Source organism: Streptomyces sp. NPDC029836 (assembly GCF_055574495.1).
Genome location: NZ_JBVHZI010000005.1, coordinates 299,258 through 315,358, shown reverse-complemented (window position 1 = coordinate 315,358; position 16,101 = coordinate 299,258). Strand labels below are relative to the sequence as shown.

The 16,101-nt window shown below is 73.8% G+C and carries 16 protein-coding genes; 4 read left to right on the top strand and 12 right to left on the bottom strand.

From position 1 onward, the window contains the following. Positions 1-66: 66 nt before the first annotated feature. From ACZ4XJ_RS17960 to ACZ4XJ_RS17910, 11 genes are all read right to left on the bottom strand, one after another. A complete protein-coding gene (locus ACZ4XJ_RS17960; RefSeq protein ID WP_468496707.1) occupies positions 67-831 on the bottom strand; it encodes a spherulation-specific family 4 protein in 765 nt (254 codons plus the stop codon). Next, positions 819-1,811 carry an NAD-dependent epimerase/dehydratase family protein gene (locus ACZ4XJ_RS17955; protein ID WP_362877493.1) on the bottom strand — a complete coding sequence of 331 codons (993 nt, stop codon included), beginning with the start codon at positions 1,809-1,811 and terminating at the stop codon, positions 819-821. Before ACZ4XJ_RS17955 ends, ACZ4XJ_RS17960 begins: the two co-directional genes overlap by 13 nt. Positions 1,812-1,909: 98 nt before the next feature. Then, positions 1,910-2,983 carry a hypothetical protein gene (locus tag ACZ4XJ_RS17950; protein ID WP_468496706.1) on the bottom strand — a complete coding sequence of 358 codons (1,074 nt, stop codon included), beginning with the start codon at positions 2,981-2,983 and terminating at the stop codon, positions 1,910-1,912. Further along, complete coding sequence (gene pelF / locus ACZ4XJ_RS17945) at positions 2,980-4,608, bottom strand: GT4 family glycosyltransferase PelF (protein ID WP_468496705.1); 1,629 nt, start codon at positions 4,606-4,608, stop codon at positions 2,980-2,982. Before pelF ends, ACZ4XJ_RS17950 begins: the two co-directional genes overlap by 4 nt. A gap of 240 nt (positions 4,609-4,848) precedes the next feature. After that, complete coding sequence (locus tag ACZ4XJ_RS17940; RefSeq protein ID WP_362877490.1) at positions 4,849-6,474, bottom strand: ABC transporter ATP-binding protein; 1,626 nt, start codon at positions 6,472-6,474, stop codon at positions 4,849-4,851. Next, positions 6,471-7,463, bottom strand: coding sequence for an ABC transporter permease (locus ACZ4XJ_RS17935; RefSeq protein ID WP_362877489.1), 993 nt, complete (start codon positions 7,461-7,463; stop codon positions 6,471-6,473). The genes ACZ4XJ_RS17940 and ACZ4XJ_RS17935 overlap by 4 nt, the downstream gene beginning before the upstream one ends. Then, the gene (locus tag ACZ4XJ_RS17930; protein ID WP_468496704.1) at positions 7,460-8,443 is read right to left on the bottom strand and encodes an ABC transporter permease; all 984 of its coding nucleotides are present in this window, start codon (positions 8,441-8,443) and stop codon (positions 7,460-7,462) included. Before ACZ4XJ_RS17930 ends, ACZ4XJ_RS17935 begins: the two co-directional genes overlap by 4 nt. Further along, on the bottom strand, positions 8,440-10,194 hold the full coding sequence (locus ACZ4XJ_RS17925) for an ABC transporter substrate-binding protein (protein WP_468496703.1): 1,755 nt from the start codon (positions 10,192-10,194) through the stop codon (positions 8,440-8,442). The genes ACZ4XJ_RS17930 and ACZ4XJ_RS17925 overlap by 4 nt, the downstream gene beginning before the upstream one ends. Before the next feature lie 174 nt (positions 10,195-10,368). Next, a complete protein-coding gene (locus ACZ4XJ_RS17920; RefSeq protein WP_319189154.1) occupies positions 10,369-10,464 on the bottom strand; it encodes an Ms4533A family Cys-rich leader peptide in 96 nt (31 codons plus the stop codon). Positions 10,465-10,534: 70 nt separating this feature from the next. Continuing rightward, positions 10,535-11,980, bottom strand: a complete 1,446-nt coding sequence (locus ACZ4XJ_RS17915; protein WP_468496702.1) for a DUF3152 domain-containing protein — start codon at positions 11,978-11,980, stop codon at positions 10,535-10,537. A gap of 5 nt (positions 11,981-11,985) precedes the next feature. After that, the gene (locus ACZ4XJ_RS17910; protein WP_362877485.1) at positions 11,986-12,966 is read right to left on the bottom strand and encodes an alpha/beta fold hydrolase; all 981 of its coding nucleotides are present in this window, start codon (positions 12,964-12,966) and stop codon (positions 11,986-11,988) included. 134 nt (positions 12,967-13,100) lie between these two features. Here ACZ4XJ_RS17910 and ACZ4XJ_RS17905 point away from each other — a divergent pair, with 134 nt between their 5' ends. The 4 genes from ACZ4XJ_RS17905 to ACZ4XJ_RS17890 all read left to right on the top strand — a co-directional run bounded on the left by ACZ4XJ_RS17905 (position 13,101) and on the right by ACZ4XJ_RS17890 (position 14,892). Continuing rightward, positions 13,101-13,316, top strand: a complete 216-nt coding sequence (locus ACZ4XJ_RS17905; RefSeq protein WP_362877484.1) for a hypothetical protein — start codon at positions 13,101-13,103, stop codon at positions 13,314-13,316. 168 nt (positions 13,317-13,484) lie between these two features. Continuing rightward, positions 13,485-14,123, top strand: coding sequence for a TetR/AcrR family transcriptional regulator (locus ACZ4XJ_RS17900; protein ID WP_362877483.1), 639 nt, complete (start codon positions 13,485-13,487; stop codon positions 14,121-14,123). Between the two features lie 120 nt (positions 14,124-14,243). Then, positions 14,244-14,474, top strand: coding sequence for a DUF3107 domain-containing protein (locus ACZ4XJ_RS17895; protein ID WP_362877482.1), 231 nt, complete (start codon positions 14,244-14,246; stop codon positions 14,472-14,474). Between the two features lie 115 nt (positions 14,475-14,589). Next, complete coding sequence (locus ACZ4XJ_RS17890) at positions 14,590-14,892, top strand: hypothetical protein (RefSeq protein WP_468496701.1); 303 nt, start codon at positions 14,590-14,592, stop codon at positions 14,890-14,892. Positions 14,893-15,037: 145 nt separating this feature from the next. Here ACZ4XJ_RS17890 and ACZ4XJ_RS17885 read toward each other — a convergent pair whose 3' ends face one another. Then, positions 15,038-15,796 (bottom strand): ferritin-like fold-containing protein, encoded by a 759-nt coding sequence (locus ACZ4XJ_RS17885; RefSeq protein WP_362877480.1) that lies wholly within the window; start codon positions 15,794-15,796, stop codon positions 15,038-15,040. Positions 15,797-16,101 lie beyond the last annotated feature (305 nt).

Here is a 16,101-nt window from a genome sequence, read left to right as displayed (position 1 = left end):
GTCATCCCCGCGGTCACGGGGAGCATCAAAGGCTAGTTATGTCCCGTAACACTGCCACGCTCCACTTCATTCCGAGACACTCGTCCCGATCCGCGAGACGATTTCGTCCCAGTACCCGGGCATCGAGGCCCACGGGTCCCGGTCCCCGGCGCCCCGCCGGTCGGTGAGCCACACCGTGCCGGCGCCCTGCCAGCGGGCGATCCGGACGGCCTCCTCCAGGTGGGTGCGGGGCACCCCGTGGACGAGGTGGCAGAACCGCTCCGGCGGGTGCTCGGCCGTCCACTCCGCCACCTGCGACCACCGGTAGTCGGCCCAGGCCCCGGAGAAGGTGACCAGCTGGTCGGCGGCCTCCGCGTAGCCCGCGTACGGATGCGTGCCGTGCCCGAGGACGATCAGCAGCTGCTCGCCGAGCCCGCGCAGCGCGTGCACGACCCGGCGGACGAAGGCCAGTTCCGACCGGTCGGCGGGCGCGTCGGCGAGGTAGAAGCCGCCGACCCCGTACCAGTCGCGGAACCGGTGCGCGTCGGCGACCAGCTCCGCGAGGGGCCGCGTTCCGTCCCGCATGGCGAGATGGCCGAGCAGCCGGGGACCGCCGGCGCCGGGCGTGCGAAGCTTCGCGGCCGCGTCGCCGCAGTGCGGGTCCGGGCGGCCGCCCGGGCCCTCCGTGACGTTGAGGACCGCCCAGTGCAGGGGGGTGCCGGGCCGGGTCAGTTCGGCCCACTCCACGGGGGCGAGCAGGGGGTGGGCGTAGCCGGGGGCGCCGAGACCGAGGCGGCCGGCCTCGGTCGCGGCGGCCGCCGGGCTTCCGGGCGGCGTGGTCAGATGCGGCACGCCGCCTCCATCCAGATGTCCGCCAGGGATTCCTCCAGGTTGATCCGCGGCCGCCAGCCGAGCCGGTCGCGGGCGGTGCGTACGTCGGCCTGCTGCCAGGGGCCGCAGCCGTCCGGGTACGGATAGGGCTGCGGTGCGGTCCCGGCGATCTGCTCGGGGGTGGCCTCGGAGCGCGGCGAGCCGATGGCGGCGAGGCCCGGCGGCCGGCCGGGGTGCCCGTGCTGGGGCAGGTCCAGTTCGTGCAGGGCTCCTCCGTACCCGGCGACCCGGGCGAGGACGGCGGCGGCGTCGCGCAGCCGGACGGCGCGGCCGGTGCCGATGTTGACGACGCCCTGGGCGGCGGACAGCGAGGCGGCGTGCACGGCCCGCGCGACGTCCCGTACGTCGACGAAGTCGCGCTGCACGCCGAGGCCGCTCAGCTTGAGTTCGCCGTCCCCGGACTGCATGGCCCGCCGCATGGCCTCGGCGAGCCGGCCGAGCGGGGAGCCGGCGGGGGTGCCGGGACCGACGGGCGAGAAGATCCGCAGGACGACGGCGTCCAACCCCGACCCGAGGACGAGCTCGGTGGCGGCCAACTTGCTGACGCCGTACGGCCCCCCGGGTCTCGGCACGGCGTCCTCGGCCGTGGACGAACCGGGCTGGCTGGGCCCGTACTCGGCGGCGCAGCCGAGCTGGACGAGCCGGGCCCCGCAGCCGCTGCGGCGCAGCGACTCGCAGATGGTGGCGACGGCGACGGTGTTGTGCCGGGTCAGTTCCCGGGCGCCGCCGCGGGTGGCGCCCGCGCAGTTGATGACGACGCCCGGGTGGACGGCGTCGAGGAAGCGGGTGAGCGCGCCGGGGCTGCCCGTGGCGAGGTCGAAGCGGACGTCGGCGTCGTCCCCGCGGCCGAGCGCGGTGAGCTGGACGGCGGGGTCGGCGAGCAACCGGTCCGCGACGTAGCGGCCGAGGTACCCGTTGGCTCCGATCAGCAGCACCCTCATCGCGCCGCCCCTTGGTTGTTTGGCTGGCCGGTCATCCTGTTGCTCCTTGGTGGTGGGGTTCGGTAGGGGGTACGGCGCTCCGGCGTCGGCTCCGAAGCTCAGGGACGCGCGTGGGCCGAGGCCCGGGACAGCGCGAGGAAGGCGTGGACGAGGAGTCCCGCGGCGGCGGCCGTCACCACCGCCGGGACCGGGACCAGGGCCAGGGCCAGGGCCACGGCCGGCGGAGCGCCGCGGCTGCCGTGGCCGAGCAGCAGGCGGGCCAGGAACAGCAGCACCGCGAGCGGCACCGCCGTGGCGAGGGCGGCTCCGGTCACCGCGGCCGCCCCCGTGGCGGCCGCGGTGAACAGCAGGAGGGTCCCGGCGAGCAGGGGCCGCGCCCCGTCGGCGAAGTCCTCCAGGGCCCGGCTGGCGGCGAGCCGGCGCCGGGCCCCGGCGGCGAACAGGACCGCGGCGAGGTGCCCCGGGGCGACGGCCAGGGCGAGGGCGGCGCCGAGGGCTGGTCCGTGTCGGTGCACGGCCCAGCCGACGGCGGCGGCGCCGAGCAGGTGGGCGAGCCGGGGGAACCTGCCCCCGGCGACCCGCCCGGGCCACACCAGGGCCCCGGCGGTGACGAGCACCGCGAGGGGGCCTGCCCACGGCGTCCCGGTGGCGGCCGCACCGAGCGCGAGGGCGCCGGGCAGCAGGGAGTACCCGACGCGGCGCAGTGCCGGCCCGCTCGCCGCCCGGCCGGCCGGCGCCGGGGCGGCGGGAACGGGGCGGGCGGCCTCGTCCCGGGGGGCACGGGCGTACAGCTCCTCCGCGAGGGAGAAGACGTCGCGGTGCCGGAACCGGGCGGCGGTGCGGTCGGTGATGCCGTGCGCTTCGAGTCCGGCGGCGATCTCCAGCGGGTCGACGGCCCGCTCGCAGAGCTCCCGGTGCCGGTACAGCAGCGACTTGACGGGGTCCCCGCCGGCGGTCCGCCGCCGGGGGGCCTGCGGGGCGGTCCCGTCGGAACCCGCACCCGGGCCGGGGCCGATCCCGGGCCCGGGATCGGCGGGAGCCGGCCCGGCCGAGGCGACCGGTACGGCCGACGCGACGGAGACGACCGGCCCGACCGGGGCGACGGGTACGGCCGCCGGCCCGCCGGGGCCGTGCGCGTCGCCCGCGAGGGGGCCGTGGTCGAGGGTGGTCACGCGGTGGCCTCCGTGATCCCGGAGGCGCCGCCGGTGGGGCCGGGGGTCGCCCAGGTGGGGGTGGTCCAGTGGCCCGGGACCCGGGCTTCGGCGGGCTGCTCGAACGGGATCTCCCCGTCGGGCCGGGCGGAGCCGCGGGCCAGCAGCCGCAGGTAGATCTCCTGGAAGGCACCGACGTTCTGCTCGACGGTGAACAGTTCGAGGGCCCGGGCCCGGGCGGCCGCGCCGAGCCGCTGGGCCCGTTCGGGTTCCCCGAGCAGGGCGAGGCAGGCGTCGGCGAGGGCGCGGGGGTTGCGGGGCGGGACGACGAGCCCGGTGCCGCCGATGACCTCGCGGACGGCGCCGACGTCGGTGGAGACGGTGGCCCGGCCGCAGAACATGGCTTCGGCGAGGGTGAGGGGGAAGCCCTCGATCACCGAGGACAGCACCACGATCCGCCCCGCTCCGTACGCGTCGGCCGGCGAGGGCACCTCGGGGCCGCCGACCTCCTCGAAGGTGACCGGGCTCTCCCCCACCGTGCGGGCGTCGGCGGCCTCGTAGGGGAAGAGCTGCGCGGCCAACGAGCGGCAGTCGGCGAGGTAGTTCACGGCGGTGGCGCCGGGCGCGACGGCCGTGGCGAGGATCCGCAGCCGGGCGCGCGGGGCGGCCCTGCGGACCTCGGCGAAGGCGTGCAGCAGGGCGATCAGGTCCTTGGCCGGGTCGATCCTGCCGACCCACACCAGGGTGTCGGGGTCGCCGCGGTCCGGCTCCTCCCCGACGGCGGCGAATCGGTCCGCCTCCATTCCCGGGTAGACGGTCCGCAGCCGGTCGCGGGGGGCGCCGCAGCGCTCCTGCCAACGGCGGGCGTGGGCGTTGCCGGGGGTCAGCAGGTCGGCCCGGGCGTAGATCTCGCCGGCGAGGCGGGTCTGGAAGGCGGCGAGCAGGGCGCGCAGCGCGGGCCGGGTGTCGTCGGTGTCGGCCAGGTAGTGGGAGCGCAGTTGCACCCCGTACTCGGTGACCAGCAGCGGGACCCCGAAGAAGCGTTTGGCCAGGAGTCCGGGGAGCGCGGCGATCCCACCGGCGGCGGCGTGGCAGACGTCGACCGCGCCGAGGCCGTCGGCGCCGTCCTCGTACCAGTCCAGGGACAGCGGGCGCAGCGCCCGTTCCAGTTCGTCGACGAACTCCAGCAGGTCCGGTACCTGCGCCGTGCGCACGGCGCGGCCCGCGCCCGCGGCCCGGCAGGCGGACTCGACCGTGCGCACGGCCGTCTCGGAGCGCAGGGCGGCGTACATCCCGCCCTGTTCGCGGGCGAGTTCGGCGAGGCCGTAGAGGCCGGCGGCGAAGGGGTCGCCCTGGCCGGCGCAGACGCCCCGGACCAGGTCCCCGAAGGCTTCGGTGAAGCGGCGGCGCTCGCGGCGGGAGTGGGTGCGCCCGTCGTCGGCGGGGGCCCACAGCGGGGCGGTCCGTACGCGGGTGACGTGGTCGGGGAGCGGGACGCGGCCCGCGCTCTCCTGACCGGCGCTGCGGCTCAGCGCGTAGAGCTCGAACTCGTGCTGCGGGAGCCCGCGCACGAGCCGGTCGCACCACAGCCTCGCCTCTCCGGCCGCATACGGATATCCGCCTTCCGTGAGCAGTGCGATCCGCACGGGTGGTACCCCCGATCTCCCTTTCAGGGGGTCGCCGTTGGCCCGGCGACCCGCCGCGGAAGAACTCAAGCGGATATGCCGAAGGCGCGACGGACGGTTGTCCGTCGCGCCACCGGAAGGGGTGAAGAGTCGTAACTTTCCCGTACGGTTCGCGTTCGAGCACGCTAGGAAAGGGTGTCTCAACGGCTGCCCGCGCACTCCCCCGAACGCGCCCCGACTTCCCGGGAGCGCCCCCCACGACTACGCGATGGCCTCCTGTCGCGCGGAGCGCCGGTCGGCGGCCAGCGCGGGGTCGAGGGCCGGTACGGCGTCGAGCAGCCGGCGGGTGTACGGGTGCTCGGGCCGGTCGTAGACCCGGTCGACGGGGCCCTCCTCGACGATCAGTCCGCCGCGCATGACGGCGACCCGGTCGCTGACCTGTCGGACCACCGCGAGGTCGTGCGCGATGAAGACCAGCGCGATGCCGAGCTCCCGCTGGAGTTCCGCGAGCAGGGCCGTGACCTGGGCCTGGGTGGTGACGTCGAGGGCGGAGACCGGTTCGTCGCAGACGATGAGGCGGGGCCGGGGGGCGAGCGCGCGGGCGATGCCGACGCGCTGGCGCTGGCCGCCGCTGAACTCGTGCGGGTAGCGGTCGTGGTGCCCGGCCTCCAGTCCGACGCGGACGAGGAGTTCCCCGACCCGGGAGCGGATGGCGTCCTCGTCGCGTTCCCCGGCGGCGCGCAGCGGGTCGGCGATGGACTCCCCGACGGAGCGGCGCGGGTTGAGGGAGGACACCGGGTCCTGGAAGACCATCTGGGCCCCGGCGGAGATGCCCTTGACCTCGGCGCCCGCGCGGCGGACCTGCCCGGAGGTGGGCGCCAGCAGGCCGACGAGCATCCGGCCGAGGGTGCTCTTGCCGCTGCCGCTCTCCCCGACGATGCCCAGCGTCTCGCCTTCCCGTACGGCGAGGGACACGCCTGCGACGGCGGTGGTCCGGCGCCCGCCCCGGCCGAACTCGCGGCGCAGGTCGAGGGCCTCGACGGCGGGCGCGGACTCGGCGGGGGCGGCCCGCAGTCGGGGCGGGCGAGGGGTGTCGAGCCGGGGCACGGCGGCCAGCAGGGTCCGGGTGTACGCGGCTCGCGGCGCGGTGAGGACCTCGGCGACGGGTCCCCGTTCGACGGCGGCGCCGTCCCGCATGACGAGCAGGTCGTCGACGCTCTCCGCGGCCACGCCCACGTCGTGGGTGACGAGCAGCAGGCCGAGGCCGCGTTCCTCGCGCAGTCCGTGCAGCAGGTCGAGGATCTGCGCCTGGACGGTGACGTCGAGGGCGGTGGTCGGTTCGTCGGCGATCAGCAGGCGCGGTTCGCAGGCCAGGGCCATCGCGATGAGGGCGCGCTGACGCATGCCGCCGCTGAACTCGTGGGGTCGGGACCGGGAGCGTCGTACGGCGTCGGCGATGCCGACCCGGTCCAGGACCTGGACGGCCCGGGCCCGGGCGGCCCGGCGGGTGCCGCCCGCGTGGACCCGGTACACCTCGGCGATCTGGTCGCCCACGGCCTGGTACGGGTCCAGCGCGCTCAGCGGGTCCTGGAAGACCATCGCGGCGGTCGAGCCGCGCAGCCGGCGCAGGTCGGCGGCGGAGGCCGCGTCCACGTCGGTGCCGGCGACGCGGACGGTGCCGCCGAGGCGGGCGCCCGTACCGCGGTGCAGCCCCAACAGCGCGGCGGCGACGGTGGACTTGCCGCTGCCGGACTCGCCGACGATGGCCAGCGCGCGGCCGTGTTCCAGGGTGAACGAGACGCCGTCGACGGCCCGTAGGCGCCGGCCGGGCCCGCCGATCGGGAAGTCGACGACGAGGTCGTCGACCTCCACCAGGAGTTCCGTCATGCGAGGGCCACCCTTCGGTCGGCGACGGCATGGAGCAGGTCGGCGACGGCGCCGGCGATGACGACCGCCGCTCCGATGGTGAGGACGACGCCCACGACCACGGGCAGGTCGACGACGCGCACGCCGTCGATCAGGGTCTTGCCGAGGCCGGGGATGCCGAAGAGGGACTCGGTGAGGACCGCGCCGCCGATCATGGTGCCGAAGTCCACGGCGCTGAGCGCGATCACGGGGGCGACGGCGCCGCGCACGGCGTGCCGGGTGATGAGGGCGCGCTCGCCGACGCCGTAGGCGCGGAAGGTGCGGATGTGGTCCTCCGCGAGCGTCTCCAGCGTCGAACTGCGGCTCAGTCGGGCGTACTTGGCGCTTTCGAACAGGCCGAGGGTGAGCCAGGGCAGCAGCAGGTTCCAGGCCCATTGCTCGGGGTCCTCGCTCAGCGGGACGTACGTCGGGAAGGGCAGCCACTGGAGGTGGGCGCAGACCGTCATGAGCAGCAGCAGGCCGAGGATGAAGACGGGCGTGCCCGTTCCGGCGAGGGTCAGGACGGTCAGGGCCCGCTCGGTGAGGCCGCCGCGGCGCAGCGCGGAGAGCAGTCCGGTGCCGACGCCGACGACGAGCCAGACGACGAGCGCGCCGACGGCGAGCGAGAAGGTCGCGGGCAGCCGTTCCAGGAGCAGCTCGGTGACCTGTCGGTCGTTCTGGTAGGAGAAGCCGAGGCAGGGCGCGTCGCAGTGCAGCAGCAGTCCGGCGCCGCCGGAGTAGTCCCGACCGACCAGGATCCCTTGGACGAAGCGCAGGTACTGCACGGTCACGGAGTCGTTCAGGCCGAGTTGTTCGCGGACCTGGGCGATCTGTTGCGGGTTGCAGCGCTCGCCGCAGGCGAGGCGGGCGGGATCGCCGGGGGCGACGTAGAAGAGGGCGTAGATGACGACGGACAGGGCGAGCATGACGAGCAGGGCGCCGCCGGTCCGTTTGAGCGCGAAGGAGGTCACGCCGTGCGTTCCTTCCTGGTGCCGACCCGCAGGCGCGAGCCCTCGCGCGGGTCGAGGGCCGTGCGGACGGCGTCGCCGAGGACGGTGAAGGCCAGCACGGTGGCGAAGAGCAGCCCGGCGGGGAGCAGGACGTAGGCGGGATCGGCGCGGAACCAGGTCTGCGCGCCGGAGAGCATCTGCCCCCACGAGGGGGTCGGCGGTTTGACCCCGACGCCGAGGAAGGACAGCGAGGCCTCGGCCACCATGGCGGTGGGGACCTTGATCGCGGCGAGGGTGATGACGGGCGCGGCCAGCGCGGGCAGCAGTTCGCGGCGGGCGATCCGCAGCGTGCCGTTCCCGGAGAGCCGGGCGGACTGGACGAAGTCGAGGCCGGTCAGGGCGAGCGTCTGGGCGCGCACCATGCGGGCGGTGCCGCCCCAGTCGAACAGTCCGATGAGCAGGATCAGCAGCAGTTCGCGGGGGAAGTCGGACGGGACGACGGCGGTGAGGGCGATGCCGATGACCAGCATGGGCAGCGCGATCATCACGTCGGTGAACCGGCCGATGAACTGTCCGACGAAGCGGTTGCCGAGGGCCGCGGCGAGTCCGACGGCCACGCCGACGGCGATCTGTACGGCGGTGGCCCCGAGGGCGACGAGCAGCGAGACCCGCGCTCCGTACAGGAGGCGGGTGAAGAGGTCGCGGCCGGTGCCCGGTTCGACGCCGAGCCAGTGGTCGGCGGAGACGCCGCCGAAGGAGCCGAGGGGGACGCCGCCGCGCGCGGAGTCGACGAGGTCGTCATGGTAGGCGTTCGGGTCCTGGCCGGTGAGCTGGGCGAACAGCGGTGCGGTGAGGGCGAGCAGGACGAGCAGGGCCAGGGTCGTGGCGGCGGCGATCGCCGAGGGGCGGCGCAGCACCCGGCGCAGGACCTGGCGCGCGGCGCCCGCCGCCGGGGGGACGGCCCCGGCGGCGGAGACCGGCTTGTCGATCAGGACGCTCACTTGACGGAGACCTGCGAGATGTCGAGGACGCCGGTCCAGTCGCTGATGACGACGTTCTTGACGTCCTTGCCGACGAGGCGCTTGTACACCGGGTGGAAGAGCGGAACGTCGAGGGCCTGCTCGCCGATCTTCTTGTCGAGGGCGCCCCAGCGCTTGCCCGCGGCGGCGAGGTCGGTGAGCTTGGCGATCTCGTCGATCTCGGTGTTCACGGCCGGGTCGTCGAGTTGCGCGTGGTTGTAGTTGGAGCCGTTGGTGACGATCTGCCGGCCGTCGAAGATCGGGGCGAGGAAGGGGGCGCCGGAGGGCCAGTCGGCGCCCCAGCGGGAGAGGAAGAAGCCGGGCGTGTTCTTGACGTCCCAGCGCTTCTCGTTGAAGGCGTTGTTCTCCAGGCCCTCCAGCTTGACGGTGATGCCGGCGGCGGCGAGGGCCTGCTGGACGGCGGTGGCGACCTCGGGGCTGGTCTGCCGGTTCTGCGCGGTGGAGTGGGTCAGGGTGATGGTGAGGCCGTCGGGGTGGCCGGCTTCCCTGAGGAGCTGCTTGGCCTTCTCCGGGTTGCCGGTCTTTCCCGCCGGGAAGTGGTCGTAGGCGGTGAAGCCGAAGGCCTCGCGTTCGGGCAGGAAGGTGGTGGCGGGCTCGGCGAGGGCGGAGCCGCCGGCCGCGTTGATGACGCTGGTGCGGTTGATCGCGTACGAGATGGCCTGGCGGACCTTCGGGTTGTCGAAGGGGGCGACCTTCGGGTTGAAGGCCAGGTAGTTGATGTAGCCGAAGTGGCCGGTACCGACGCGGGAGGCCAGTTCCTCGTTGCCACCGATCTGGGCGAGTTCCGCGGGACCGAGGTTGGTATCAGTGGTGACGGCGGCCGCGTCGGGACCGGAACTGGTGGTCAGGCGCTGGTTGATGACGGCGGCGTCGAGTCCGGAGCGGACGTCGATCCTGTCCGGGTAGGCCTTGCGCTCCTCGTCGGTCTTCTCGTCCCAGTGCTCGTTGCGCTCCAGGGTGAGGTGTTCGCCGTCGCCGTCGTTCTTGACGACCTTGTACGGGCCGGAGGAGACCGGGTGTTCCTCGTACTTGACTCCGGCGTCCTTGGACTTGGGCACGGGGGCGAACTGGGTCTGGGTGGCGAGGAAGGGGAACTCGCCCTCGGGCTTGCGGAGTTTGAAGACGATCGTCCTCGCGTCCGGCACGACGATGGAGTCGAGGCCCTTCCCGCCGTCCTTGTAGGGACCCTCGTAGCTCTCCCCGCCGACCAGCCAGTCCCTCAAGTAGGGCGCGCCACCAGAGAGTTCGGCGGCGAAGGACCGTTCGATGCCGTACTTGATGTCGGCGGTGGTGATCGGGGAGCCGTCCTCGTACTTCAGCCCGTCCTTGAGGGTGTACGTCCACTCGGTGGCGTCGGCGTTGGGCTTGCCGAGGTCGGTGGCGAGGTCGGGGACGACCTTCGCGCCGGCCGGTCCGTCCTCGCGGTTGCGGGTGGTCAGGGTGCGGAAGACCAGCGAGGGAACGTTTCCGCCGCCCGAGGTGTAGAGCCGGGCGGGGTCGAAGTCGCTCTGCGGCTCGTTGTTGAGGACGGTCAGGGTGCCGCCCTTCTGCGGGGCGGCCCCGGCGGTGCCCGGCTTGCCCTCGGCGGCGGCCTTGCCGGTGGCGTCCTCGGGTCCGCACGCCGCGGCTCCCCCGGCCAGTACGAGGCTGACGGCGACCGCGGCGACGCGGCGCGCTCGGTGGGACTGACGGGCTGGACCGACGGAATGCATGGGAAATGGGACCTCTCGGCACGGAGCGGGATGCGGAAAAGGCCGCGCGAGGGGCAGCTGTCGCCGGTCGGCGAACGGAAGGGACCGTCAAGAACAGGGCAGCCGCGCCCGCGGGCAGGAAGGGCCCGGGCGCGGCGAGGCAGTCGGTGAGGAAGTCGCGCGCTCAGGCAGGCGTCAGCGACAGGAGATGTCGGCCACGCTGTGCGCGGCCACACCGAGGAGCGCCAGCTCGATGGCGGCGCTCGCGAAGAGGGTGTGGCGGTGCGACATGCGGAGAACAATGACCGATGAGCGGACGCGTTGTCAACGAAACGGCTATTGCCCGCTCCGCGCCTTTGCGTCAACTCCCGGGATATACCCAGGGATTGGGCTTGCATTGAATATTGTTGATGTTGAGGGATTTCGTCTGCTGCTGCATGATCGGCGCGAGCGCACCCGGCGTCTGGCAGTTGACGTGCCCGTGTCCGAGTCGGTGTCCGACCTCGTGGTTGATGAGCATCTGGCGGTAGGCCACCATCTGGTCCGGCCCGAAGGTCGTCGAGCCCTGAGCCCAGCGGAACGCGTTGATCATCACGCGTTCGGTGGAGGCGGAGTCGCAGGAGACGTTGTCGACGGTGGTGTCCAGCGAGGACTTGGCGCACCACACGCCGGTCGTCCCGGGACTGGCCAGGGTGATCACGAACAGCACCTCGCCGGCCGGGACCCGCTCGAAGGTCATCTGCCCGCCGTGCGCCCAGCTGCGCGGGTCGTTGAGGGTGCGCTGCACGGCTTCCGCGAAGAGCTTCTGGTCCATGCCGAGCCCCTGCTCGACGTCGACCCGGTAGCGCACCACCGTGCCCTTGCCGGGCGCCTTCTCCACGCCGGGCACGGTGTCGAAGGTGCCGGGGCCCTTCAGTTGGGCGTCGATGGGCAGTCGCAGGGCCATCTGTTGTTCGTACGTCAACGGCTGCGCGGGCGCGGCCACGACCGGCGGGGAGTCGGGGGTCGGGCGGCCCTCGGAGCGGTCCGTACGGCCGCTCATGGCCCGTTCGCCGCCGTCACCGCCGGCGACCGCCGTCCCGGCGCCGGAGTCCCCGTCGAGCGCCACCTGACCCGCGACGACGACGGCCAGCACGGTGGTGACGGCGGCGGCGGCCATCCCGGTGTACGTACGGAACTTCGCGCCGCGCCCGGAACCGGTGCGCTCGTCGGGGCCGACCGGCTCGGACTCCCGCGGCCCGGGCACCAGCGGCGCCGCCGACGGGTCGTCGGCGGCGGGCCGGCCGGTCACGAAGGGGTCGTCGGCGAAGGGGCCGGAGGGGCGGGAACCGGTGCCGAAGCGGTCGGCCGGGAACGGGTCGGCGACGGGCGGAGCGGGGGCGGGCGGCGCGGCCGAGCGCGCCGACGCAGAGGCGTACGCGGACGTTCGGGGGACGCCCCGCCGGTCCCCGTGAACGGCCTGGGCCCCGGTCTCCGTCAGCGGGTTCGCGCCCCAGGCGCCGCCCGGTTCGTGCTGCTCGGGCCGGCCGCCGGGCCGCGCGGCGGGGCCGGAGCGGGCCGGCGGTACGTACCCCTGGTGGATGACGGTGGGCTCCGGCGTCCGGAGCGGGCCGCGCGCGTCCTCGTGGGGGGCGGCGGGCCCCGCCGCGAACGCGGGGGCCGCGGACGCCTCGTGGGGCGCCGGTTCGTACAGGTCGCCGGGGAAGGATCCCCAGGGATCCTCGTACGGCGCGGGCTCCGGCCGCGGCGGGCCGTCCGCCGGAGCGGGTCCGGCGGGTGCGGCGGCCTTGCGACTATGTCGTCCCACGGTCCTCAGCCCTTGCCGTCTTCGGTATCTCGATCGGTGTCGTGCAGCAGCTCCCGGAACGCGGTGGCGACCACGTCCGGGTACTCCATCATCGCCACGTGCCCGGCCTCGGGCAGACACAGCAACCGCGAACCCCGGAAGGCGGCGGCGGCCTTGCGCGCCATACGGTACGAGACCAATTGGTCCCGGCCACCGTAGACCAACAGGGTCGGTGCGAGCACCCGCTGGGCCTGACGCCACAATCCGTGCTGCCCGCCGAGGGTGTAGGCGTCGACGATCCCCCGCGACGAGCGGGCCAACGCGTCCCAGAAGTACGGCAGCGCCATCCGCCGCTCCATCTCCTCGACGGCCCAGCCGAAGCCCTCCGGCGTCACCCGTGCGGGGTCCCCGTAACAGAGCGCCGTCACCCCCCGGGTGCGCTGCTCGGCGGTCAATCCGCGGCTCAGGCGCGTGCACAGCGCGGCCATGCCGGGCAGCGCCAGCAGGGCGGTGGGGACGGCCGACCGCTGCACGCGCAGTTCCGGCAGCGCCGGCGACACCAGCGTCAACGTGCGCACCAGGTCGGGCCGGACGGCCGCGATCCGGGTGCAGACCGCGCCGCCGAGGGAGTTCCCGAACAGGTGGACGGGACCGCGCCCGGCGGCGTCGAGGTGGCGGATGACGGCGCGGGCGAGCGCGCTCAGCGAGTAGTCCCGGTCGGCGGGGGGTGGCGACCAGCCGAAGCCGGGGAGGTCCACGGCCTCGGCGTCGACGCTGTCGGCCAGCTGCTCCATGAGCGCCGACCAGTTCTGGGAGGAACCGCCGAGTCCGTGCACGAACAGCACGGGCGGCAGACCCTCCCGTACGGGTGGCCGGAAACGTACGTTCAGCTCCAGGCCTGGCAGCGTGACGGTGCGCAGCTGCTCCCCCTCGGCCACTCGTACCGCCCCCACCTGGGGGTTCGGCTCGACGGTGGACCGCACACCCGGCAGCTCGGTCGAAGACATGCGGCAATGTTACGAGAGGATCACGCCCACCCCCCGGACTTCCCTTGTGTTGGCGGTCACAGGACCACCTGGCGGCGCATCGCCGATCCTCCTAGGCTCGTAGATGAGGTACGAGCGAAGGCGAGGGGAGCGCGATGACAGCCGACCCCGCGGAACCGGACACCTTCCGGGAAAGCGTTCCGGACATCACCGACCCCGAGGCGCCCGAGGCCGACGCCGCGGAGCAACGGACCGAACTCCAGCCGCAGGAGGACGACCCCCTGTCCGGCCTGGAGCCGGGCGAGGCACCCGAGGCGGACGCCGCCGAGCAGGCCCGCGTCGTCCCGCTCGACGAGGAGGACTACCGCTGACCGGCCCCCGGCGGCCCGCCCACGGCCCGCGCCCGCCGCTGACCAGCGTGTCCGGCCGGTCCGTACCGCGAGAAAACTCGGCTTGAACCCACCAGATCGGGTTACCGAAAAGTACGATGGCGGCGCGGCGCAGAGCGCACTGTGTACTGAAAGAAAGTGGGAGGCGGCGTGACAGCCATCGAGCAGACCGAGGCAGCGCGTCCGCGGGGCACGCGACTGCCGCGTCGCGCCCGGCGCAACCAGCTCCTGGGCGCGGCCCAGGAGGTCTTCGTCGCACAGGGTTACCACGCCGCCGCGATGGACGACATCGCGGAGCGCGCCGGAGTCAGCAAGCCGGTGCTCTACCAGCACTTCCCCGGCAAGCTCGACCTCTACCTGGCGCTGCTGGACCAGCACTGCGAGTCCCTGCTGGTCGCCGTGCGCACGGCGCTGGAGTCGACCACCGACAACAAGCTGCGCGTGGCCGCGACGATGGACGCCTACTTCGCGTACGTCCAGGACGAGGGCGGCGCCTTCCGCCTGGTCTTCGAGTCGGACCTGACGAACGAGCCGGCGGTGCGCGAGCGCGTCGACCGGGTCTCGCTCCAGTGCGCCGAGGCGATCTCCGACGTCATCGCCGAGGACACCGGCCTGTCGAAGGACGAGTCGATGCTCCTGGCCGTGGGCCTGGGCGGGGTCTCCCAGGTGGTGGCCCGCTACTGGCTGTCCAGCGCGAGCCCGGTCGCCCGGGACACCGCCGTGGACCTGCTGACGTCGCTGGCCTGGCGCGGCATCGCCGGCTTCCCGCTGCACGGTACGGACGTCTGACCGGCGCCTGTTCGCTGCGAGCGTGTCCGCCGCGAGCCGATCGTGTCCCCTCACCGGGCTAATGTGGACCGGGTACGGCGCGGCTGATCGCGCGAACCGGACCGTCGGAGGGACAAGGCCGTGGAGGTCAAGATCGGCGTGCAGCACGCACCCCGGGAGATCGTGCTGGAGAGCGACCTGAGCGCCGAGGAGCTGGAGAGCATCGTCTCCGCCGCGCTGTCGGGCACGGCGCCGCTGCTCAGCCTCACCGACATCAAGGGCCGCAAGGTCCTGGTGCCGTCGGACCGCCTGTCGTACGTCGACCTGGGCGAGCCGAGCGTGCGCAAGGTCGGCTTCGGAGCCGCGCTCTGAGGCACCGAGAACTGAGAGGAACGGCCCGGTGGTTGACTCCGCCGGGCCGTTTCCCATTGTTCCGCTTCGGGTAGGACCGCAGTGACCGCTTGCCCCGACGCATGGGAGTGACCAGATGCTGCTGATGGAGGCGCTCGGATCCGGTCTACTGGGTCTCGCCCTGGCCGGCGCGGCCGTCCGGGTGCTCGCCCCCCGGCTGCCGTCTCCCGGAACCGTCCTGGTCAGTGGCGCGGCGGGCGCGCTCTTCGGGGCCTACCTCACGCACACCGCGCTGGGCCCCGGGCACAACACCCTGGCCTACACCTTCCTCGGCGCCGCCCTGGTCTCAGCCGTCGTGCTGTCCTTGCTGCTGCGCCCCGCCCCGCAGGCGGGGAGGCAGCGCCGCCGGGCTCCGTTTTCGCTCCCGTCGCAGGGCTGAGCGGCCGCCGCCGGCCTCAGGGCCCGGTACCGGGCCCTGAGGCCGCGAGGGGCCGCGAGGGGCTGCCGGGGCTACGTGGGGATCCGGAACAGCCGAACGGGGGCCCTGCGGGCAGGACCCCCGTTCTTGCGCGCCCGGGCCGCCGTCAGGCGGCCAGGCCCAGTGCGGCCATCCGCTTGGTGTGCGCCTTGGTGATCCGGGCGAACATCTCGCCGACCGCCGCCAGGTCGAAGCCGGCCGCCATTCCGTCGACGCCGCCGACCAGCATCGTGGACAGCGCGTCGCGCTCGGCGACCACCCGCTGGGCTTGCGAGAGCGCCTCGCCCATCAGCCGGCGGGCCCACAGTGCGAGCCGGCCGCCGCAGCGCGGGTCGGCCTCGATCGCGGCGCGGACCTTCTCCACCGCGAAGCCGCCGTGGCCGGTGTCGTCGAGGACGCCGACGACGAGCGCGCGGGTGTCGGTGTCCAGGTGGGTGGCGACCTCGCGGTAGAAGTCGCTGGCGATCGAGTCGCCGACGTACGCCTTGACCAGGCCCTCCAACCAGTCCGAAGGGGCCGTCTGGCGGTGGAAGTCGTCGACGCCCTTCGCGAAGGGCTCCATCGCTGACGTCGGCTCCACGTCGATGGCCGCGAGCCGCTCGCGCAGCCGCTCGAAGTGGTGGAACTCGGCGGAGGCCATCTTCGCGAGTTCGGCCTTGTCGTCGAGAGTGGGTGCGAGCTTCGCGTCCTCCGCGAGCCGCTCGAACGCGGCGAGCTCACCGTAGGCCAGCGCGCCGAGGAGGTCCACGACGGCGGCCCGGTACTGGGGCGACGCCGAAGCCGTCGCCCAGTCCTGGGCGGCGATTCCGTGCACCTCGGCGGGGGCGCTGTCGTCGGCGGGAGATGCGTTTTCTACGGTCGACATGCTCCGCACAATAGCCGCCCGAAAGGCCGCACAAGTCACCACACCTGCACACTGTCGGTCCGTGTAAACGCGCCTACCCGGTGAATTCACCCGACACAGCTGCGCGATTCCGAGGTACAGTGGTAATGCGCCTGCCGAACACTCGGCGGGCCATCCGAATGAGGATGCCCGGTCGGTGGCCCGATCGGCTCCAACCCGACCGCCCTCGGTGTGGTGCGTACGTCCATGCGTACCGCCTCCGCACGAGGGGCCCCCTCAGCGGCAGATGCGCTTGAGCGAAGGCTAGTGGTCCCGCGCAGCTTCGT